General features: G+C 35.9%; 18 protein-coding genes, 1 tRNA gene, 1 pseudogene, 1 riboswitch and 1 other annotated feature. Of the genes and pseudogenes, 9 read left to right on the plus strand and 11 right to left on the minus strand.

What is annotated here, in order from left to right:
• Positions 1-21: 21 nt before the first annotated feature.
• Positions 22-99, plus strand: a riboswitch (SMK box riboswitch).
• Both metK and FFM71_RS09220 read left to right on the plus strand, forming a co-directional pair.
• Positions 97-1,290 (plus strand): methionine adenosyltransferase, encoded by a 1,194-nt coding sequence (metK, locus tag FFM71_RS09215; protein ID WP_137611884.1) that lies wholly within the window; start codon positions 97-99, stop codon positions 1,288-1,290. (Overlaps the previous riboswitch by 3 nt.)
• A gap of 73 nt (positions 1,291-1,363) precedes the next feature.
• Positions 1,364-2,839, plus strand: coding sequence for an MDR family MFS transporter (locus FFM71_RS09220; RefSeq protein ID WP_137611885.1), 1,476 nt, complete (start codon positions 1,364-1,366; stop codon positions 2,837-2,839).
• On the opposite strand, the gene FFM71_RS09225 is transcribed toward FFM71_RS09220, so the two are convergent.
• Entirely contained in the window at positions 2,786-3,436 is a 651-nt protein-coding gene (locus FFM71_RS09225) for a phosphatase PAP2 family protein (RefSeq protein ID WP_137611886.1), read from the minus strand. The two genes, FFM71_RS09220 and FFM71_RS09225, sit on opposite strands and share 54 nt — an antisense overlap.
• Before the next feature lie 80 nt (positions 3,437-3,516).
• On the opposite strand from FFM71_RS09225, the gene FFM71_RS13850 reads away from it, so the two are divergent.
• From FFM71_RS13850 to FFM71_RS09240, 3 genes are all read left to right on the plus strand, one after another.
• Entirely contained in the window at positions 3,517-4,770 is a 1,254-nt protein-coding gene (locus FFM71_RS13850; protein WP_137611887.1) for a glucosaminidase domain-containing protein, read from the plus strand.
• Positions 4,767-4,977 (plus strand) — a binding site (T-box leader). (Overlaps the previous gene by 4 nt.)
• 43 nt (positions 4,978-5,020) lie before the next feature.
• Complete coding sequence (gene leuS, locus FFM71_RS09235; RefSeq protein WP_137611888.1) at positions 5,021-7,435, plus strand: leucine--tRNA ligase; 2,415 nt, start codon at positions 5,021-5,023, stop codon at positions 7,433-7,435.
• Between the two features lie 683 nt (positions 7,436-8,118).
• The gene (locus FFM71_RS09240) at positions 8,119-9,756 is read left to right on the plus strand and encodes a putative polysaccharide biosynthesis protein (RefSeq protein ID WP_137611932.1); all 1,638 of its coding nucleotides are present in this window, start codon (positions 8,119-8,121) and stop codon (positions 9,754-9,756) included.
• A gap of 84 nt (positions 9,757-9,840) precedes the next feature.
• Here the strand turns inward: FFM71_RS09240 and FFM71_RS09245 are convergent, their stop codons facing one another.
• Positions 9,841-10,683, minus strand: a complete 843-nt coding sequence (locus tag FFM71_RS09245) for an NAD(P)H-hydrate dehydratase (protein ID WP_137611889.1) — start codon at positions 10,681-10,683, stop codon at positions 9,841-9,843.
• Positions 10,684-10,750: 67 nt separating this feature from the next.
• On the opposite strand from FFM71_RS09245, the gene FFM71_RS09250 reads away from it, so the two are divergent.
• Positions 10,751-10,835 (plus strand) — tRNA-Leu (locus FFM71_RS09250).
• A 338-nt stretch (positions 10,836-11,173) separates the two neighbouring features.
• Positions 11,174-12,430 carry a PTS sugar transporter subunit IIC gene (locus FFM71_RS09255; protein ID WP_137611890.1) on the plus strand — a complete coding sequence of 419 codons (1,257 nt, stop codon included), beginning with the start codon at positions 11,174-11,176 and terminating at the stop codon, positions 12,428-12,430.
• A 137-nt stretch (positions 12,431-12,567) separates the two neighbouring features.
• Here the strand turns inward: FFM71_RS09255 and FFM71_RS09260 are convergent, their stop codons facing one another.
• On the minus strand, positions 12,568-12,954 hold the full coding sequence (locus FFM71_RS09260; RefSeq protein WP_137611891.1) for a hypothetical protein: 387 nt from the start codon (positions 12,952-12,954) through the stop codon (positions 12,568-12,570).
• Between the two features lie 165 nt (positions 12,955-13,119).
• On the opposite strand from FFM71_RS09260, the gene mscL reads away from it, so the two are divergent.
• Positions 13,120-13,515, plus strand: a complete 396-nt coding sequence (gene mscL, locus FFM71_RS09265) for a large-conductance mechanosensitive channel protein MscL (protein ID WP_137611892.1) — start codon at positions 13,120-13,122, stop codon at positions 13,513-13,515.
• 816 nt (positions 13,516-14,331) lie between these two features.
• Entirely contained in the window at positions 14,332-14,439 is a 108-nt protein-coding gene (locus FFM71_RS09270; RefSeq protein WP_223876519.1) for a DUF4931 family protein, read from the plus strand.
• Between the two features lie 99 nt (positions 14,440-14,538).
• Here the strand turns inward: FFM71_RS09270 and FFM71_RS09275 are convergent, their stop codons facing one another.
• The 8 genes and pseudogenes from FFM71_RS09275 to FFM71_RS09310 form a co-directional block, all read right to left on the minus strand.
• Positions 14,539-15,144: a DNA-binding response regulator gene (locus FFM71_RS09275; protein WP_137611894.1), complete on the minus strand. Its 606-nt coding sequence runs from the start codon at positions 15,142-15,144 to the stop codon at positions 14,539-14,541.
• A 1-nt stretch (position 15,145) separates the two neighbouring features.
• Positions 15,146-16,246: a sensor histidine kinase gene (locus FFM71_RS09280; protein ID WP_137611895.1), complete on the minus strand. Its 1,101-nt coding sequence runs from the start codon at positions 16,244-16,246 to the stop codon at positions 15,146-15,148.
• A complete protein-coding gene (locus FFM71_RS09285) occupies positions 16,243-17,004 on the minus strand; it encodes an ABC transporter permease (RefSeq protein WP_137611896.1) in 762 nt (253 codons plus the stop codon). Before FFM71_RS09285 ends, FFM71_RS09280 begins: the two co-directional genes overlap by 4 nt.
• The gene (locus FFM71_RS09290) at positions 16,997-17,881 is read right to left on the minus strand and encodes an ABC transporter ATP-binding protein (protein ID WP_137611897.1); all 885 of its coding nucleotides are present in this window, start codon (positions 17,879-17,881) and stop codon (positions 16,997-16,999) included. Before FFM71_RS09290 ends, FFM71_RS09285 begins: the two co-directional genes overlap by 8 nt.
• Before the next feature lie 152 nt (positions 17,882-18,033).
• Positions 18,034-18,174, minus strand: a pseudogene (locus FFM71_RS09295) (NAD(P)-dependent alcohol dehydrogenase); the annotation flags it as partial.
• 79 nt (positions 18,175-18,253) lie between these two features.
• Entirely contained in the window at positions 18,254-18,700 is a 447-nt protein-coding gene (locus FFM71_RS09300; RefSeq protein WP_137611898.1) for an ASCH domain-containing protein, read from the minus strand.
• Positions 18,701-18,718: 18 nt separating this feature from the next.
• Complete coding sequence (locus FFM71_RS09305) at positions 18,719-20,032, minus strand: sensor histidine kinase (protein ID WP_223876515.1); 1,314 nt, start codon at positions 20,030-20,032, stop codon at positions 18,719-18,721.
• On the minus strand, positions 20,016-20,708 hold the full coding sequence (locus FFM71_RS09310) for a response regulator transcription factor (protein ID WP_041501423.1): 693 nt from the start codon (positions 20,706-20,708) through the stop codon (positions 20,016-20,018). The genes FFM71_RS09305 and FFM71_RS09310 overlap by 17 nt, the downstream gene beginning before the upstream one ends.
• Positions 20,709-21,224 lie beyond the last annotated feature (516 nt).

The following is a 21,224-nucleotide window of genomic DNA, read 5'->3' on the forward strand; positions in this document are numbered from 1 at the left end:
AAATGGATTAATTTTGTGTTAACCTATTAAAAGGTTCCTGATGGGATCCTTTTTTTGTTTAAGGAGAGGCCCTGTAACCGAAAAGGTGGAAAAAATATGTCAAAAAATTATTTATTTACTTCTGAATCCGTTTCAGAGGGACATCCAGATAAAGTTGCTGATCAAATAAGTGATGCAATTCTTGATGCTATTTTAGCAAAGGATAAAGATGCGCGTGTTGCCTGCGAGACAACTGTTACAACTGGTTTAGTGCTAGTTGTAGGTGAAATTTCAACTTCTGCATATGTTGATATTCAAAGTGTCGTACGTAAAACAATTACCGATATAGGTTATGATGGAACAAATCCTGGTTTCAATGGTAATAGTTGTGCCGTACTAGTTGCACTAGATGAACAATCTCCTGATATTGCTTTGGGTGTTGATGATGCATTAGAAGAACGTGGCAATAACGATAAAGATCCTTTGGATCAAATCGGTGCCGGTGATCAAGGCTTTGTTTTCGGTTTCGCTACAAATGAAACTAAAGAATTCATGCCATTGCCAATTTCTCTAGCTCATAAGCTAATGAGAAAAACAGCCGAAGTTAGAAAGAACGGAACTATCGATTACTTGATGCCTGACGCAAAGTCACAAGTTACAATCGAATATGATGAAAATGATCATCCCGTTCGTGTTGATACAATTGTTTTGAGCACACAACATACAGCTGAGGCTAGTTTGGAACAAGTTCAAAAGGATATCAAGAAATATGTTATCGATGAGGTCGTACCTGCTAACATGATGGATGATCAAACAAAAATTTTGATCAATCCTACAGGTCGATTCGTTATTGGAGGTCCAGAAGGTGATTCTGGACTTACAGGACGTAAAGTTATCGTTGATACATATGGTGGCTTCGCTCGACATGGTGGTGGTGCTTTCTCAGGTAAGGATGCTACCAAAGTTGACCGTTCAGCTAGTTATGCTGCGAGATATATTGCTAAGAACCTTGTTGCGGCTGGCGTAGCTGAAAAGGTTGAGATTCAAATTGCTTATGCCATTGGTGTAGCAAAACCTGTGTCAATTCACATTGATACATTTGGTACTAGTGAATTTTCTGAAGAACAACTTGAAGAAGTTATTAACAAGTTCTTCGATTTACGTCCACTAGGTATCATCAAAATGCTTGATCTACAAAGACCAATTTATAAGAAGACGGCCGCATACGGTCACTTCGGACGTACAGATATCGATTTACCATGGGAAAAACTTGATAAAGTTAATGATATTAAGAGTTTCTTGAAAATTTAATCGGTGATTACAGAGGCGTTCTTTAAAGTTTAACTTTAAGGAAAGTCTCTTTTTTTATGGGAGGAATTATTTAATGGCACAAAAAAATCAGTCGAATGTTGTAATTGTCACGATTGCAGTATTTATTGCAACGTTCATGACGGCAATTGAGGGAACTATCGTTTCGACCGCAATGCCGACAATTATCGGGAGTTTACATGGGGTTAGTTTGATGAACTGGGTCTTTTCGGTCTATCTACTAATGACTGCCGTAGCGACACCAATTTATGGAAAGTTATCAGATATTGTTGGTCGTAAACCAGTTCTATTAATTGGTTTAGTAATTTTCGTTATTGGTTCGACCTTGTGTGCGATGTCGAATTCAATGTTGACGTTAATTTTGGCACGTGTGATTCAAGGTATCGGTTCTGGAGCGATTCAGCCACTGACATTTACAATTATTGCGGATATTTATCCTTTAGAGAAAAGAGCCCGTATTTTAGGCTTAAACGGGTCAGCTTGGGGAATTGCTGCCGTTATAGCACCGTTACTAGGTGGCTTTATCGTTGAAAAATTGAGTTGGCACTGGGTTTTCTTAATCAACTTGCCAGTTGGTTTGATAACGATGGCCTTGATTTGGATTTTCTTTAAGGAAGATAAACGAGAACACGAGAAAATCAGAATTGACTATATGGGAACCATCATGTTGATTTTTGTATTGTTGCCATTAATGTTAGCCTTACAAAATATTGGTAGTAGCACAATGTTGATACCTTTAGGTTTGGTTCTAGTATCAATTATTTCGATTTTTGTTTTTATTCATGTTGAAAAACATGTTGCTGATCCAATTCTACCGTTAGAATTATTCAAGAATAAAACTTTCGTTATCCAAAACGTTTTGGCATTATTGGTAAGTGGCTTCTTGATTGGGTTTGAAGCTTATATTCCAACATGGATGCAAGGTATTTTAGGTTTGAGTCCATCAATGGGTGGTTTCGCCGTAACGCCAAGTTCAATTGTCTGGATTCTTGGATCTTTCTGGGCGGGTTCTTTGATAAAAAAGATGGCTCCCAATCGAGTCATTTATATCAGTCTATTCTTCTTAGCAATTGCTAATGTTTTACTACTAGCCGCAGGACCAACAACGCCGTTCTGGTACTTCTGCATGTTGGCCGGAATCGCAGGACTTGGCTTTGGCTTAACAATTACTACAACCACAGTTACATCACAGACAGTTGTTGATCCCGAAAATGTCGGGGTTGCAACTAGTTTTAATACTTTATTGAGAACAATTGGTCAATCAATGATGGTTTCAGTCTATGGAATTGTTTTGAATACTGCTTTGGCCAAAGGAGCGGCAGAGAATAAACATATTACGATCGATATGATGAATAAATTGATTGATCCACAGACCGCCAATTCCTTGCCACATCAGCTTTTACCCAAAATGAGACAAATTCTTTTTTCAGGATTGCACAATATTTACGTTGCTACTCTTGTATTATTGATATTGGGTCTAATTCTTAACGCCTTTGAACTTAAGAATCGAAAGATTCTTGGTTCTGAATAATAGAGTATTGAAAGTTAGGATAGTAGCTGCCAAAAGATATCCACCGAGGACATCACTTGGATAGTGAACGCCTAAGAAAATACGGCTGTATCCAATCAAGAGAACCATGGCAATACAAATGGTGCTGATAAGAATTTTTATACTGATTTTTTTGAAAATATAGAGACTGATAATCAAAATTGAAATATACAGTGCAAACGAGCTAGCAGAGTGCCCGCTGGGAAAACTGTAGCCACCAGCAGATACGTAATGATGGTGACTTGGTCGTGGTCGGTCAATGATGGTTTTAATTATGCTGTTGATTCCGGAAATGACTACTTTATTGAGCACTAAATAAATTGCCGCATAGTGATATTTTTTAACAATTAAAAGTAAAAAAATAATTGCGGTTACAACGATAGTTGCATAAGTGTCTCCGATGCTAGTTATTATCCGGAAGATGCCAAGTGTCAGGTAATTGTGGTGATAAATTTGATTTATCAAGGTAGTATCAAAGTTTTGAATCAAATTAGTATTTAAAACAACGTTAATAGTCCAAAAAGCAAAAATCAGCAGTAAAAATACATTTAAGATGGATATTTTTTTAGATATTTTCATATTTTTCAATCTCTCTATTGTTTAAGTTTTTGTTAAGAAATATAATAAGGTATAAAGATTTTGAGGGAGAGCAGATATTTATGGTTATGACACGTCATGAACGCAAAATCGAAGATAGTCGTTTGACTAGATTAAATAATAAAAAAAGTAAGAACGCAAACTTACGCAAAAATATGACGATCTTGGGGTCAAGTATGTTTGTTGGTGCAGCTGTGGCAGAGATTACTAATATTTCTGCTCCAACACCAGTTAAAGCGGAAGCGTTATCTGTTAATAATTTGTTGAATCAAAACTCAGCAGCAGTTGCGACACCAGTAACTTCAACTGGTGTCGGTGATCAACAATTTATTGATTACATTGGTAATTCAGCTCGTAAGTTAGCTTCAAATAATGATCTCTACGCTTCAGTTATGATTGCACAAGCAATGGTTGAAAGTGGTTGGGGTACAAGCGGACTAGCTAGTGCACCTAATTATAATCTTTTTGGTATTAAAGGGGATTATAACGGCGAATCAGTTAATATGGGTACACAAGAAGACGACGGAACTGGTAGTCTGTATTCAATTAACTCTAACTTCAGAAAATATCCTTCATACAAGGAATCACTTGAAGATTATGTTTCATTACTTCGTGGTGGAACTTCAGGGAATTCGCAAATTTATGCTGGTACTTGGAAGAGCAATACAACGTCATACAAAGATGCTACTAAGTATTTGACTGGGCGTTATGCTACCGATACAACTTATGCTGACAAGTTGAATAGTGTTATCGAAAAATATAATTTAACACAGTTCGACACAGCTACTACTGATAAGGATCAAACTTATACTGTAGCCCAAGGTGATACATTACAGTCGATTGCTGACAAATTTAACATGACGACTGATACTTTGATGAGTTTGAATAACTTGAAGACTGATAATTACATTTATGCTGGAAAAACTTTGATTATTACACAAGTAATCGGAGCTGATGGACAACCATTATCAATGAGTAGTTCGGCTAATAAAAATAATGATACGAGTGACACCAACAATGTTGGGGATGCTTATGGCAATCAACAAGCACCAGTCATGGTTCAAGATGAACGTGATGGTGTTACGAAGTTTGTTCCATCAGATAATTCGTCTGATTCATCATCAATTAATGTTCAAAATGATTATAGTTCAAACGATAGTGATTCAGAAAATAAAACTAGTAGTTCTGTAACTGTTCAAAGTGGTGATACGATTGACTCTATTGCCTCAAGTGCTGGGACAACGGTTGATAATATTCGTCAATTAAATAATTTAAATTCTGATTTACTGGTTGTCGGACAAACATTAATGGTATAAGATATAAGCACGGAAGTAGTAGATTATAAATAACTTTTCAGAAAGCGCATGGGGCTGTGAATGCGTAAGTGTTTATTTTCGAACTCATCCACTAACAATAGTTGCCGAACCTTAGTAAGTGACTACGATTGATCCTCGTTAAGGATTTTGAGAGTCGTACTTATTTGGTACGGAACTTAGGTGGTAACGCGATAACTCGTCCTATGATTAATTTAATAATCATAGGATTTTTTTGTATAGGAGGAGAAATATGTACAATCACAACACCGTAGAAAAGAAATGGCAAAAGTATTGGAAAGAAAACAAGACTTTTAAAACAACAGAGGATCCAAATAAGAAGAATTTTTACGCCTTAGATATGTTCCCATATCCATCAGGACAAGGCCTTCACGTTGGACATCCAGAAGGTTATACAGCAACTGATATTATTGCTAGAATGAAGCGAGCTCAAGGCTATAACGTTTTACATCCAATGGGCTTTGATGCTTTTGGACTACCAGCTGAACAATACGCTTTAAATACTGGACATAATCCTGCTGACTTTACCGAAAAGAATATTCAAAACTTTAAGCGTCAAATTAATTCATTAGGATTTTCGTATGACTGGGAACGTGAAGTTCAAACAACTGATCCTAAGTTCTATAAGTGGACACAGTGGATTTTCGAACAAATGTACAAAAAGGGTTTGGCTTATGAATCAGAAACATTAGTTAACTGGTCACCAGATTTGGGAACCGTGGTTGCCAATGAGGAAATCATTGATGGTAAGACCGAACGTGGCGGATTCCCAGTTGTTAGAAAACCAATGCGCCAATGGATGCTAAAAATTACAGCCTATGCTGACAGATTGTTGGATGATCTTGACGATATTGATTGGCCAGAAAATATCAAAGAAATGCAAAGAAATTGGATTGGACGTTCTGTCGGTGCACAAGTTACTTTTGATGTTGCTGGCTCAGACGATAAAATCAATGTCTTTACAACAAGACCTGATACAATTTTTGGTGTTGAATACATGACTTTGGCCCCAGAACATAAACTTGTTGATAAGATTACAACACCTGAACAAAAGGCTGCTGTTGAGGCTTATAAGGAAGAAATTTCACATAAATCAGATCTTGATAGAACTGATTTGAATGATGAGAAAACCGGTGTTTTCACAGGTGCTTATGCAATTAATCCAATTAATGGTAAAAAGCTTCCAATCTGGATTTCAGATTATGTTCTTGTAACTTATGGTACAGGTGCCGTTATGGCCGTTCCAGCACATGATGAACGTGATTATGCCTTTGCTAAGAAGTTTGATCTGCCAATGACTCAAGTTATCGAAGGTGATCTTAATAACGGCGTTATAACGACAGATGGTAAGCATATCAACTCGGATTTCTTGGATGGTTTGAACAAGGCTGACGCTATTGCCCGTGCTATTGATTACATGGAGGACAGAGGTTTCGGTGAAAAGAAAGTTAACTATCGTCTTCGTGACTGGGTCTTCTCACGTCAAAGATACTGGGGTGAACCAATTCCTGTTATTCATTGGGAAGATGGCACTACTTCACTTGTTCCGGAAGATGAATTGCCACTTAAATTACCAGAAGATACAAATATTAAGCCATCAGGTACGGGTGAAAGTCCATTAGCCAACTTGACTGATTGGGTGAATGTAGTTGATAAAGATGGTCGTAAAGGTCGTCGTGAGACCAACACGATGCCACAATGGGCCGGTTCTTCTTGGTATTACTTGAGATATATTGATCCTAATAATGATAAAGAACTAGCTGATTACGATTTATTGAAACAGTGGTTGCCAGTTGATTTATATATCGGTGGGGCCGAGCACGCCGTATTGCACTTGCTTTACGCTAGATTCTGGCACAAGGTATTGTATGATTTGGGTGTTGTACCAACTAAAGAACCTTTCCAAAAACTATTTAACCAAGGAATGATTCTTGGTAAAGGTCACGAAAAGATGTCTAAATCAAAGGGTAACGTTGTTAATCCTGATGATGTAGTTGAACAATATGGTGCCGATACTTTGAGAGCTTATGAAATGTTCATGGGTCCTTTGGATGCCTCAATTGCTTGGTCAGAGAATGGCTTGTCAGGCTCATACAAGTTTTTGGATCGTGTCTGGAACCTGTTTATCAACGATGATGACTACAGTACATTGAAGGACGATTACTTGACTGACACAAATGATGGTAAACTTGATAAAGTTTATAATGAAACAGTTAAGAAAGTTACTGAAGATTATGATGCATTGCACTTTAATACAGCAATTTCACAAATGATGGTCTTCATTAATGAAGCCCACAAGGTTGATACAATGCCAAAAGCATACGCAGAAGGCTTAGTTCAATTGCTAGCTCCAATCGCACCTCACATGATGGAAGAACTATGGAGTAAGTTTGGTCACACAGAATCTATTTCTTATGCTAAATGGCCAACTTATGATGAAGCAAAACTTGTTTCTGACACAGTTGAAATTATCGTGCAAGTTAATGGTAAGTTGAGAGATAAGGTTGAAGTTGCTAATGGCACTTCAAAAGACGATCTTGAAAAACTTGCTACAACAAATGAAAAAGTTCAGAAATTTATTGATGGTAAAAATATTGTTAAGGTAATTGTTATTCCTAACAAGATTGTTAATATCGTCGTTAAATAATTACAAATAAAAAAGACTTCGGAAAATTTCCGAAGTCTTTTTTTGTTACGTCGAAAGCAAGCTGAAAATAATATTGTTCAAGCGTTTTATATATTATATGAAGGAATTTCAAACTTGTGTGAATAATTGCAAAATAGAGATTTTTAGGTGAGTTCAATTAATTAATTACTTGCTTTCTAACCTGCAACAAGCTTATTCTATCATTGTTTAAACCATAACGCGCTTTACAATTTTCTTGTTTTGTAAAGAAAGTCCGATTGAACTTGTGAGGGATTGGGTTTGAAGTGGCCGAATCGAGCCAGTATATAAAAAAATTCCGATCACTTTATATTTATTGAAATGTATGGAGCTTAATTTTATATATGGATTAGGAATATGAAGACATCAAATCGATTATTATGTAGAAACGAATCAGTCGTAGGTCACCAGTACAATGTTTTAGCCAGCGAGATTCGAGACCTTGGCTCGAATCGGTCGCAGTGCAGGCTAAAGCATTGTACTGGTGACCGGAGACGGCATTATAAAGTTAAACTATAGTTAATTAATTTGAATTAATTTGCTTTTTACGTAATTTAAGTGTAATTTAAATTTTTTAGGTAGATAACTTTGCTATAATTAAATGGATAGTTTTTAAGGTGGTGCAGGTTTTGGGCGTAAATAATAGCCATGATGAAGAAGATATAATGCCAGTGATTGATCCTGAGCCTTCTTCGCAGGACACAATGCTGAAGGGTTCAGCTTGGATGACTGCTGGTAGTATTTTTTCTCGTATTTTAGGTGCGATATATATCATTCCATGGATGGCATGGATGGGATCTTATTATCCCGCAGCTAATGCCTTGTTTGCTAAGGGTTATAATATTTATAGTTTGTTCTTGATTATTTCAACAGCTGGTATTCCTGGCGCAATATCAAAACAAATTTCACATTATAATGCACTTGATCAGTATTCAACTGGTAATAAATTGTTTAAGCATGGTCTAAAGATTATGACCTTTATGGGTGTGATTTTTGGAGCCGTTATGTATTTTGGAGCGCCTATTTTGGCAGCAATATTTACTGATGGTGATCCGAGAAGTATTCCCGTAATCAAATCTTTAGCTGTTGCCGTTTTGATTATTCCAATATTGAGTATTTTGAGAGGATATCTGCAAGGATATTCTGATATGGCACCATCCGCTATATCACAATTTATCGAGCAAATTGCTCGTGTTATTTACATGCTTTTAGCAACATATGTCATTATGATTATGAATAAAGGCAGTTATATCAATGCCGTTGTTCAATCAACATTTGCTGCATTTATTGGGGCAGCAGTTGCCATTGGGATTTTAGTCTTAGCATTGTTGAGGCGTTTGCCCAAACTAAGGCGTCTGTCACGTAATGGGCAACCGATTGCAGATGTAAATGAAAGAAATTTCACTCGAGAAATTTTTGAACAAGCCGTACCGTTCATTATCTTGGATGCTGGTATTACATTCTTCAATCTGTTTGATCAATCAACGTTTAATCAGTTTATGAGAATGTTTGTTAACGCTTCAGGAGCGCAATTGGATAATTATTATTCATTATTTGGATTTCAAGCAAATAAATTGATTATGATTATTGTCTCATTATCAACCGCTATGGCCGTTACAGCCGTTCCAATCTTGTCAGGACTGTATTCTAAAGGTGATAAAGATAAAATTGAAGACCAGATTTCTAACACGTTGGAGTTGTTTTTCTTCATTATGATTCCGGCATCATTGGGAATGTACGCCGTTGCACAGCCATTGTGGACAACTTTTTATCGTTATGATTCACTCGGCGTTTTGATGTTACAATTCTCATCAATTATATCGATTTTACTGGGATTATTCACTGTTTTGTCGGCGGTATTGCAAGCGTTATATCGCAATAGATTGGCCATTAAATACTTCGTTTATGGGTTCATTGTTAAAATTGTTATGCAATTACCAATGATTTGGTTATTTCATGAATTTGGACCTCTAATCGCTACAAGTATTGGTATGGCCGTGGTTTGTTGGCTAATGATTCGTGAATTGCATGCAGTTTATCCATTCAATACCGGTCGAATTTCTCGTCGTATAAGTGGAATTATTCTTTTCTCACTAATCATGTTTGTTTCAGTTATGTTCGTAAACTGGGTCGTTTTCCACTTTGTTGGTAATTCCGATAGAATTATTTCAGTGGTTGCTTTGATGTTGGAAGCTGGGTTAGGTGGTGTAATATATGGCTACTTAGTCCTAAAGACTTCTTTAGCTGATAAAATATTAGGACCTCGAGTTGAGAGAATTAGACGAATTTTCAACATTAGATAATTTGGGCAGTCTTCGGGTAATAATTGTAAGAAAAACGCCATGATATCTATCCACTTTAGGGGGTGGATTCATATCATGGCGTTTTTATTTGGTCTGTAAACTGAACTTTTGCATATACTTGGGAAGTTTATCGATGATTTCTGAAGGTAAGACTACATATTGTTTCTCGTTTAACTTGTCACCAATAATACTATGGATTAATAGGGCTGACTGGATTGTTGCTAGGGAATAACCGAATTGTCCGATGAAACCAGCCATGATTCCGGTTAATGTGTCGCCCATACCGCCTGTTGCCATTCCAGGATTGCCTGCGATTATTTTAAAAGACATGTCTCGAAAATATATTTCTGAATGATGTTTTTTTAAAACTAAAACTGCATCAGGGTTTAAATCTTGGAGTTTTTCAAAATTATTTAACTCTGTTTGTGCGGGTATCTCTAACTGAGAAAGGCGCTGCCATTCGCCTTGGTGAGGTGTCATGATGATGTGAGCCGTCGTTTGTAGAGGTATTTTTTCTTCGGCGATAATTGTCAAAGCTGATGCATCCAATATTACAGTTTGATCAGTTTTAGTATTATTAAGCACGGCTTTAACTAAGCCAATTGCGACACTCGATGTTCCCAAACCTGGACCTATAGCAATAACATCATTATTTAAAATAGCAGATAACAATTCTTTTTTATTGTGATAATCGATGGTCATTGCCTCTGGAATGTGAGTATTGATAGCAGCGAACTTTTCAGGAGTGGTTGCTACGGTTACTAATCCAGCCCCAGAATGAACGGCTGCGCTACTGGATAAAATTGCGGCCCCCCCGAAATGAGTCGATCCAGCAATAATTAGGACTTTACCATAATTTCCCTTGTATGATTCGGGATTACGTGGCAAAATTATTTGATTTAAGATACTTTTACTAATTTTTTCCATTACAAGACCCTCCATTTGTAGTATCATTTTCATTGTAATCTAAATAAGCAATTATTTGAATTATAATGCCACTGTGGCGGAATTGGCAGACGCGCAGCGTTCAGGTCGCTGTTCGGGTTTCCCGAGTGCAAGTTCGACTCTTGTCAGTGGCATTTCGTTGGTTTCATAAGATTTCAAAAAGGGCTTTAAATCGTTGATAGCGATTTTAGCCTTTTTTTGTCTATTTTTTTAGAAAATGCAAACGAGTTAGCATTATAAAAAATTTATTCATTAATCAGGAACGGCCTTTGACGTATTGTGTGGATCCATAATATTAGGATTCGCATCTATGTTATGATTTTTTAAGCTCAACAATTACGTTTATATTTTGTAAAAAATGCTCAAAATGAAGATATTTAGTAAATTTGGTATATACCCATTGTGTGGAAACGTTTCCAGTATTATACTTTGAACTGTTGTTAGGGATTAACGACAGAGAGGGGGGACAGTCATGAATAATTTCATGAACTGGCTTCAAAATACAGTTATGCCACCCATGGCAAAAGTGGGTAACAATAAGTACCTTGTTTCGATTCGTAATGGGTTAGTTTTAACTTTACCTGCCATTATCAGTGGTAGTATTTTCTTGATTTTAGGTAACATTCCTATTGCAGCTTGGACTAATCTGATCAAACCTTATATGAATATGATTAGTGTTGCTGTTAATGGATCTTTCGGTATTATTTCATTACTTGCAGCCATTGGGATTGGCTATGAGCTTTCTAAAGAGTTGAAAATTGATCCGATTTCTGGTGCCGGTCTTTCAACTATGGCTTTTGTTCTTGTATCGTTCAATGATAAGTTCAAATTGGACACAGATAATTTTTCATCATCAGGTTTATTTACTGCTATTATTACTGCTATGGTTTCAGTTACAATTTTTAATTTCTTTCTCAAAAGAAACATTGTTATTAAATTACCAGATGGAGTACCAACGGCGGTTTCAAATTCATTCGTATCATTATTGCCTGGATTTGTGATCTTGCTACTATTCTGGTTCATCAGAATGCCTTTAAATATTGATATTAACCAAGTTATACAAGCAATTTTCCATCCATTATTGTTTGCTATGAATACTTTACCTGGTATTTTGGTCTATACATTCCTTGTCAGCTTACTCTGGGTATGTGGTATCCATGGTGATATGACTTTGGAAGGTATAGCAGATCCAATTTTTCTTCAATTTTTGGCTGCCAATGCGACAGCATATGCACATCACCAACCACTTCCATATGTTACTGCTGCTGGATTTTCTAGTTTGATGGTCAACGTTGGTGGTACTGGTGCCACGATCACACTTGTTTTATTAATGATTTTTTCTAAGAGCAGAACGTATCGTGATCTTGGTAAAGTAGCATTTCCTGGTGCGTTGTTTGAAATCAATGAGCCTGTTATTTTTGGATTCCCAATTGTTATGAATCCTTTGACAATGATTCCATTCATCGTAATTCCATTAGTTTTAGCAACATGTAGTTACTTATTAATCAGTTTAGGATTAATGAATGCTCCAGTTGCCATGGTTCCATGGACAATGCCTCCAATCATTGGACCTTTGATGGCCACAGGTTGGGATTGGCGTGCAGCCGTTTGGTCAGCTGTTGAGTTGTTCCTAGCCGGTGCGATGTATTATCCATTCTTCAAGGTAGCCGAAAAGCAAATGGTTGCTGACGAAACAAAGAAGGATGCCGCAAATACTACTGAGGCATAACTATTATCGTCGTTAAATATGAAGCATAAATAATATGATTTTTCTGCTTAACGCAAATAGACACTGTAATCCGATTCCGATTACGGTGTCTATTTGCGTTAATATTAAAAAGCTGACCATGTTTTGTTAAATCATCATCAAAATATTAAGGATGATAGTGCTTTTGTCAAACTCTTCGAATTCATAGGTTGGTTATTGCTATTTAAAATTGTCTTAACTTGCTGTTCGGCATCCTCTTCCTGTATTTTTTTAAGATATTGAAATCCCTGAATAGTTAGTCCATTGATCTTAATCAAGGTAACGTATTTCAATGGGCTAATAGTTCCGGCAATTAAGCCGTCATTTATCATGCTTGTCACGTAATCTTGCAGGTCCTGAATTAAAAATTGGTTAGGATTATCACTAGCAATATAATTTTTAACGATTTGGTACTTTTGGGTATCATCTAAGAGCTCTTGAAAATCCTTGGGATTTTTCTCGGAGATAATTTCCAAAATCATTTTATAAATATCAAATTTATTCATACTTTCACGGCCTTTCAAATTAATTATAAATGAAAAGCTTTTCAAAAATTCCATTAAATGAAAATTCTTGACGATACGTATAGAACGTTTTGGCGAAAAGTTTGCACAAAATGACTGGAAACATTCATAATTAAGGGTATAAATTATTTTAGGAGACTTTGAAATATGATAAAAGAATTTAAGGATTTTATTAGTCGTGGCAATGTTATGGACTTGGCTGTAGGTGTCATTATGGGTGCTGCTTTTACAGCTATCGTTCAGTCTTTGGTCGGTAACCTGATAAATCCACTGATTGGATTGTTTTTAGGGAAAATTGATCTCAGCAATTTAGTGTTTAAAGTAGGGGATGCAACATTCAAATATGGAGCTTTCATTGAGTCCATCATTAATTTCTTGATAATTGCGTTCGTGGTATTCTTATTGGTCAAAATGATGAACAAGATTATCAAGGGTCGCGAAGCAGATGAAGAGCCAACAGAAGAGGACGATTCAAATCAAGAAGAGATCGTAATGTACCTTAAGAGAATTTCCGAATCATTAAATGAGAAACCGGTAAAATAATCTGAATGTGGACGTGAACCTCTTACCTGGATTATTCATTAACTAAAGGTTGAAAGTTTAGTTAAGTATGCCGTTTCCAGAGCTGAGAGTATTCAGTTGCTGCGCGGAACGGTCCGAGCCAAGGAGCGATCTCGGGCCTCGGTTGAAGCCTCGCAAAAACCGCGAGTTTTCAACACGCCCGGTGGTGTAATTGCTAAAGCAATAACGCCACTTTCGCTGCAAATGAATACTCTCAGCTCTTCTAACTAGTTTTTTTTAATGGTTGGAACAATGAAACAAAGACTTCTGATCATTTAAAAATAATTTAGCTCTAGGCCTGTAACAACAATAGCTATATTAGTTTTTCGACTTTCAACCTCTAGTCATTATTTATTAAATGATTTTCATAATGGGGCTTGTGATTCATACAATATTTTTTTATACGATGAAGATGGAGATATTATTTACGCATGGTGCTAGTTGATAATTAATTACAAATATTCGCTTCAATTATATTGGCAAATTTTATAATTCAATTATATTTTCCAAATTAAAATTTAAAACGGGCTGGATATAAAACAATTGAGCTTTTCTATACTCAATTTATGAACAATTAACTAGTCGGAAGAGCTGGAAAATATTTGTGTGCCGTGGAAGTGATATAAGGACGGGAGATCCTCCCGTTCTTATATCACCGGGCGTGTTTGGAGCCTTGACGAACTATGTCAAGGCTTCAAACCGAGGTTCGAGACCGTATTTTGGCTCGAACCGTTCCGCACAGCTAGTGAATATTTTCCAGCTCTGTAGACGGCATATTTAACTAGCACCACAGGTATTATTTGTAAGATGGAACCGAGATTTGTTGCGTCACCATATTTTGTCGGATATAAATTGCCACAACGTGACAATAAAGATACTTTGGAAAATTTGCCGCTGATGTTTTAAGTAAATTAAAGATTGAAGCAGGTTGTGATGAAATGAGATAAATAAAAGGAACTGTATTTCACTTGTTGTTATAAAACGAAGTGAGATACAGCTCCTTTTTTAGATCCATTTATTCTTTTCGGCGATATTCAGGGCCTCAATCCTAGAGGAAGCTCCAGTTTTGCTTAATATGGATGAAATATAATTGCGAACCGTTCCATCAGATAGAAAGACGGATTTAGCAATTTCTTTGCTATTTTTACCAAGCTTTATCTCTTTTAAGACGTCTAGTTCTCGTTTGGTCAAAGGATTTTTTTCGGCAGATAAAATAGTAGTTACTAATTCTGGTGAGAAGATTGTTTGCCCATCTAAAACTTCATGAATAGTTTTGACCAGTTGATCAGTTGGATTGTCTTTTAGTAAGTAGCCATTGACATTGGTTTTGACTGCTTGTTCAAAATAGGTTGCTCTGGCAAAAGTTGTTAAAATTATTACCTTAGTTGGAGGATCAAGTAGTTTTATTTGTTCAGCCACATCGAGTCCGGATAACTTTGGCATTTCAATATCTAGGATGGCAATCTCCGGTTTTTTAGAAATAATTTCAGATAAAGCAGTTTGACCATCGGTTGCTGTTCCAATTACTTCAAGGTCATCCTCAAGTCCTAGTAAAGTTGCCAAAGCTGTATTTAACATTTCTTGATCTTCTGCTAAATAAATTGTCGTCATTCTAATCTGCCTTTTTTACTTTTATTTTTAAAATGGTTCCGTGATCCGAACTAATATCTATAACCCCATTAATATCAGATAGACGCTGTGACATCCCCGTTAATCCGAATGAATCTTTTCGGACCTTTTTATAACCGACACCATCATCACTAATATCTAAAGTATAGTAATCATTGTCTTGACCAAAATCAAATGTGGCTGTATGCGCTTTACTGTATTTAATGATATTTGTTGATGCTTCCTTGATAATTGCTGCCAAAACATTTTGAATTTTGATTGGCCAAGTAACGGATACTTTTTCGTTATTTGATTGTTGAATTATATTTACAACTCTTAAATTGTTTTCTTCTTTAATCATCGCTTCAGCAATTGACTTCTGATTCAGGTCACTAACTATTTGCCTAACTAAACTCAAATCATCTCTAGAGGTGGCGGCGATATCTCTGATTTCTTGACGCGCTTGTTCAGCATTCTTATCTATTAGTTTATCAGCTAATTCGGCTTTTAAAGTTATTAAAGAAAATGATTGCCCAAGATTATCGTGTAGATCTTTGGAAATTCGTTCGCGTTCGTTTTGTTTAATTATTGTTTCCAATCGTTTGTTATTTTGTTTCAAACGATACATTCTACGATAACTGTTTCCAAGTGATCTGGCAGCAAAAGGGGAGCCTATTGCAAATACTGCGGTAATGGTTATTCCGTAAATACCGTATGACGTGAAGTTAACTAATATATTTCCAGCGATACAAAGAATACTGAAAATTAAGTAAATAGCTGTATATTTGTAGAATTGCTTATTTTTAAATGGTAGTGAACCAATTTCCCAGGCTGTAAAAATAAATAATGTTCCTAAATTATATTCATAGACTAAGTAAGTTGTGATAATTAATTGACCTACTATTTGTAATGGTAATAAGCGGTTGATCTCATATCCATCTCGATATAATTTGAGAAAGATTAATAATAGTGAAAATAAAATCCAGTTAAAACTGTTCTTTTCGAACAGTGGTTGACTGGATAAGGCAATTAAGGAGAATGCCCAAAAATACGGCATAATGCCAAATCTTTTGGGAAATAAAACATGATTCTCTAAGAATGTCATTCGATGATTAACTCCTTATGTTTTTGATACTTAGTTATGAGTAAAGTTATTACAACAATGATCATTAGCCAAAGGATGATTCCTAAGATGTAATGACTATTTATAATTGTACCATGAAGGATAGATTGATCGATGTTAGATATTTCAAAAGTTGGAGTTAATTTGCCGATTGATTGTAGCCACTTTGGCATCATGGTAATTGGCCACCAAAGCCCACTGATTATTGCTAATGGGAAGACGACAATGTTATTCAAAAGGTTGACCGTGGCTGGATTATTTGCAAGTGAAATTAATATTCCCATAAAGATAAGCGGAGTAGTGCCTAGGACAGATATCAAGATTATTAATGACCAGTTTGCGATTGGTAAGGTTAAATGATTTACTAATATTCCGACTAGACAAATAACTATTGCTGAAATTAAATTGAGTAACATAAAAATTAAAATTCGAGATAGGTAGTATTGCCAGCGTGGTAGGGGAGTCAATCTTGATAGAATGTCAAAATGACTGGTCTTGTCCTCAAGCAATGTATTGGCAACAGTTATGATTGAACCTAATAGACAGCTATAAATAATCATACTGATCAAATAATTCATTTGCCATGTTTTCAGATCCGCTTGTGGAATGCCATTAACTAATACTTTTGAATATAGCAGATAGAATATTATGGGAAGCATCATGTCGAAAAGGAAAAACCGCTTGTTGCGAAGAATGATTCGTTTGAAGTTGATATTGATCTGATAAATAAAGCTATTCATGAGTAGCACCCTCTTTATTGAAATTAACAAACAATGAGTCCAACGAATTTTGTTGAACTTTTAAGTTGTTGATGGCGTTTAGATATGGTGTAAGTTGACCGATAATTAATTCGGCATTCTTAGTTGTAAATTTATAGTGATCACCAACTTTTTTGAAATCGATAATTTCAGGCATATCTTTGAATAAATTAGGTAAGAGTTTGCTATCGAATTCAATCATACTTTCGCCTTCTAATACACGTAGTTGAGCGATTGATCCGTCGAAACTAATTGATTTATTTTGTAAGATCATAATTCTATCGGCAATCGTTTCTAGTTCTTCTAGATAGTGACTAGTAACAAAGACAGTTTTGTGTTGTTCTTTCAAATCAGTGATTGTTTGCCAAAATTTAGTACGACTTTGACTGTCCATTCCGGCAGTGGGTTCATCTAAAAAAAGTAGGTCGGGATTACCAGCAATTGCTAAGGCAAAGGAGAGACGTCTCTTTTGTCCACCTGATAATTTGTCCATTTTGGAATCTTCTAAGTCGTATAAATCAGACAATTCAATTATTTTTTCATAGGCTAAGGGACTTTGATAATAACTTTGGGTAAGCTTCAATATTTCTTTAACTGTAATACGTGTGATGGAAATGTTTTGTTGCATCATTACACCAATACGTTCTTTGAAGTTTTTTTCATTATCTAAAATATTAACTGTTCCAGAATTAGACGAAATTAAATCCAATAGAATATTTATCAGGGTGGTTTTACCAGCACCGTTTTCTCCGATTAAGGCGATTATTTGGCTTTTATTGACAGTAAAGTTAATGTTATGCAGAATTTCCTTTTTGCCATAATTTTTATTGAGGTGTTCGACTGTGACTATGGATGTCATGATTTGTTGCCTCCTTGATTTGATAAAATAAGTTTAATTTATTTATCTAATTCAAAATAGTAAGCAATGTCATGTATTGATATGACATTTGTCATATTGTTAAACAAAAAAGAGCCCAATCGATTGATTGAGCTCTTAAACACTATATACAATTAGGCTTCTGGTTTGTAATCCTTATCGATAATTAAAATAGGTTTGATAGTTTTACCACTGACTGAGTCAGCTTCGGTTTCATTGATTTGGTCGAAGTCATAGAATTTTTCAGTAAGATCAAATGGGAAGATACCAATCTTATTGTTCCGGCCATTAAAAAAATACTCTCATTTCTGGAAACGGCATACTTACCTAAACCTTCAATCTTTAGCCCATAAATTAGTAAACTCGTTCAAAAACTTCGCATAAGCAGGGAATATCAAAAGTGAATGGTTGGCCAAATTCTTGATATTCATTTTTAAAGAAACTCTCATGAACTTCACGCCAATAATCCAACGTCCGCGAACCTTCGCCCTCATGATAAGCATGTTCAGCGCTGACTTGATTAAATGGAACTACTTCGGTTACTAATGTCTTAGTGATGCAAAGTGGATTCTCCTGACCATCTAGAATAATATTGTAGTCACCAACTACAGGCATGTATTCAGTTGGTTCGTATAGAGCATATGAAGAGGTTGTTGCAGTTTTAGTACCGTTATAAACCAATTGAGCTAGCTCATCAGGATCATCGCCACCGAAAAGTGTGATGTCGCCTAAAGGATAGTCCAGTGGATTTTTATCTTCTAAAAAGTTAAACCAATAAGTTTTTATCTTTTCTTTGTCCATTAATTAATACTCCATCGTTTAGATATGTTTGATCGGTAATTCAATGACGAATTCACTGCCCTGAGGTAAGTTATCACGAACGAAAATGTGTCCGTGGTGAATGTCGACAATTTGTTTAGCAATGGCTAGGCCTAAACCGTGACCACCACTATTGGTATTCCGTGATTTGTCGACCCGATAAAAACGTCCGAAGATTTTTTCCTTATCATTGTCGCTGATACCAATACCGGTGTCGGAAATAACGAGTTGATATTTGGTGCCTTCAACTTGGTCATAAATTTTAATAGTGCCATTTTTAGGTGTATATTTGGTTGCATTATCCAAAAGAATAATCAACAATTGCTTGATCTTATCACGGTCTAAAAGAAGTGTTGGATGGTGATGAAGATTGATTTGGAAGACTTTTGATTGAGAATTAATAATATCTTTGAAGGGTTCGATTGGATCCTTTAAGAAAAACTCTGGTGTAGTCATTTCAAAATTATATTTTGTCGTTGCTGAATCGGAACGGGCCAAAACTAATAAATTGTTAGTCAATGAATTGAGACGATTGACCTCATCAAGTGATACTGAAATTGCCTCAGCTTCATCGAGAATCGTTTTATTAGGCTTTGTTAGCATGTATTCGAGTTTCCCTTGAATAATCGTTAAAGGCGTACGCAATTCATGTGCAGCATCGTTGACGAATTCAGTTTGTTGTTTCCAAGATTTGACTATTGGCAACATATTGATTCGAGCCAAGAAGTATGAAATAACTAATGCAATGATCCAAAAGATGAAGAATGTAATAATTAGGATTTCTTCAAAGTTTTTAATTGCCTGAATTTGGGTATCAATGTTTTGCATGATTAAGATATAGTGACCCGCGTACATCGGGTTATTATTTTTATTCGAAACCTTAATTAGCATGGAACGAAAGTTCATATTATTAACAACCAAAGTTTGTTTAACATTGACATTTCTCTTACGTAATTTAATGTTTTTTAGGACGGAATATCGATTACCAAGACTAGTTTTATTTAGTAATTTACCATTCTTATCAAAAACCAGAATCGAAGCTTGAAAAGGAGCTTTCGGATCTGGCTTTTTATTTTGATCAATCGCATTATTTGGAGCCGGACCGACTTTTTTTGCCATGCTAGGTTGTTTTTTTATTGAGACGACTTGATTACGAATATCCGTATCAATGCTGCGATAAGTTGATGACTGGAAGAGGTTGAAGATGATTATTCCCAGAGTTAAAAAGAGAATGGCAAATGAAGCCATGATTGAAAGAAATAGTTTAAATTGCTGGCGACGGGTTATTTTATTTTGTCTAGTTTTCTGTGTCATCTTGGAAGATATACCCAACATTTCTAATCGTTTTGATTAAATTATCATTTTTCGAAGGACGTAACTTTTTGCGCAAGTTACTCATATAAACCTCAACGACAGTGATTGAAGTATCTGAATCAAAGCCCCAGATTCTTTCAAAAATCTGGTCCTTCGTTAAAATAGTGTTTTTATTTTGCAATAAATAAACTAATAAATCATATTCTTTACCATTAAGAGCAATCTGTTCGCCAGCAGCATCAATCTCATGATTATTCAGATTAACCTCAAGATTTTTAATTTTTAATATCGAATCATCAGCTAAAATGCCACTTCGTTTTAAGAGCGCTTTAACACGAGCTTGCAACTCCTCACGATGGAATGGCTTAGTCAAGTAATCGTCAGCACCAAGATTAAAACCGTGAATCTTATCGTCAATTTCTGCCTTAGCAGTCAGAATTAGTACCGGTGTATTGATTTTATCATTCCGAATATTTTTTAAGACATCATAACCATTCATTTCTGGCAACATGATATCCAAAATTATTAAGTCATAAACATCCTCAGTGGCCGCAAATTTACCACTTAAACCGTCATTTTCAATATCGACTTCAGAAAAATCAGATAGGAAGGAAGCAATGTTATTAGCTAAATTTTCATCATCCTCAACTACTAGGATTCTAATATTATTTGACATGGAGTACTCCTTTAGGTGTGATAGTTAAGTTTTCCGTCTCCAGAGATGAGAGTATTTACCTGCTATGCGGACCGGCCCGAGCCTGAGAAGCGGTCTCGAACCTCGGTTTGAATCCTTGCACAAATCGCAAGTATCCAAACTCGCCCGGTGGTGTAACGGCTAAAGCCGTAACGCCACTCTCACAGCAGGTAAATACTCTCATCTCTTCCGACTAATTTGTTAATGGTTCAAACTTTTTGATTAGCTCGAATATATTGAGTAAATCATCATTGACGATTGCATTGCTGAAGTCGTATTCAAATCGAAAATGTAATTATTGTTTCAATTTGATTTAATGATCTCTTACTAATAAAACCAGTTGGAAGAGCTGAGAAATATTTATGGGCAGTGAAAGTGGTGTTAGAGCTTTAGCTCTTACACCACCGGGCGTGTTTGGAGACTTACCGGTTTGTGGTAAGGCTTCAAACCGAGGTTCGAGACCGTACTTTGGCTCGGGCCGGTCCGCACAGCCAGTGA

Origin of the sequence: Companilactobacillus huachuanensis, assembly GCF_005404815.1 — a bacterium.
Classification (GTDB): Bacteria; Bacillota; Bacilli; order Lactobacillales; family Lactobacillaceae; genus Companilactobacillus; species Companilactobacillus huachuanensis.

Coding starts and splice junctions, on each gene's coding strand:
- FFM71_RS09240 (WP_137611932.1), top strand. CDS start 8,119: ATGCCAGTGATTGATCCTGAGCCTTCTTCGCAGGACACAATGCTGAAG.
- FFM71_RS09310 (WP_041501423.1), bottom strand. CDS start 20,708: ATGTCAAATAATATTAGAATCCTAGTAGTTGAGGATGATGAAAATTTA.
- leuS (WP_137611888.1), top strand. CDS start 5,021: ATGTACAATCACAACACCGTAGAAAAGAAATGGCAAAAGTATTGGAAA.
- FFM71_RS09220 (WP_137611885.1), top strand. CDS start 1,364: ATGGCACAAAAAAATCAGTCGAATGTTGTAATTGTCACGATTGCAGTA.
- FFM71_RS09260 (WP_137611891.1), bottom strand. CDS start 12,954: ATGAATAAATTTGATATTTATAAAATGATTTTGGAAATTATCTCCGAG.
- FFM71_RS09285 (WP_137611896.1), bottom strand. CDS start 17,004: ATGAATAGCTTTATTTATCAGATCAATATCAACTTCAAACGAATCATT.
- FFM71_RS09300 (WP_137611898.1), bottom strand. CDS start 18,700: ATGGACAAAGAAAAGATAAAAACTTATTGGTTTAACTTTTTAGAAGAT.
- FFM71_RS09305 (WP_223876515.1), bottom strand. CDS start 20,032: ATGACACAGAAAACTAGACAAAATAAAATAACCCGTCGCCAGCAATTT.
- FFM71_RS09290 (WP_137611897.1), bottom strand. CDS start 17,881: ATGACATCCATAGTCACAGTCGAACACCTCAATAAAAATTATGGCAAA.
- FFM71_RS09225 (WP_137611886.1), bottom strand. CDS start 3,436: ATGAAAATATCTAAAAAAATATCCATCTTAAATGTATTTTTACTGCTG.
- FFM71_RS09255 (WP_137611890.1), top strand. CDS start 11,174: ATGAATAATTTCATGAACTGGCTTCAAAATACAGTTATGCCACCCATG.
- FFM71_RS09245 (WP_137611889.1), bottom strand. CDS start 10,683: ATGGAAAAAATTAGTAAAAGTATCTTAAATCAAATAATTTTGCCACGT.
- FFM71_RS09280 (WP_137611895.1), bottom strand. CDS start 16,246: ATGACATTCTTAGAGAATCATGTTTTATTTCCCAAAAGATTTGGCATT.
- metK (WP_137611884.1), top strand. CDS start 97: ATGTCAAAAAATTATTTATTTACTTCTGAATCCGTTTCAGAGGGACAT.
- FFM71_RS13850 (WP_137611887.1), top strand. CDS start 3,517: ATGGTTATGACACGTCATGAACGCAAAATCGAAGATAGTCGTTTGACT.
- mscL (WP_137611892.1), top strand. CDS start 13,120: ATGATAAAAGAATTTAAGGATTTTATTAGTCGTGGCAATGTTATGGAC.
- FFM71_RS09275 (WP_137611894.1), bottom strand. CDS start 15,144: ATGACGACAATTTATTTAGCAGAAGATCAAGAAATGTTAAATACAGCT.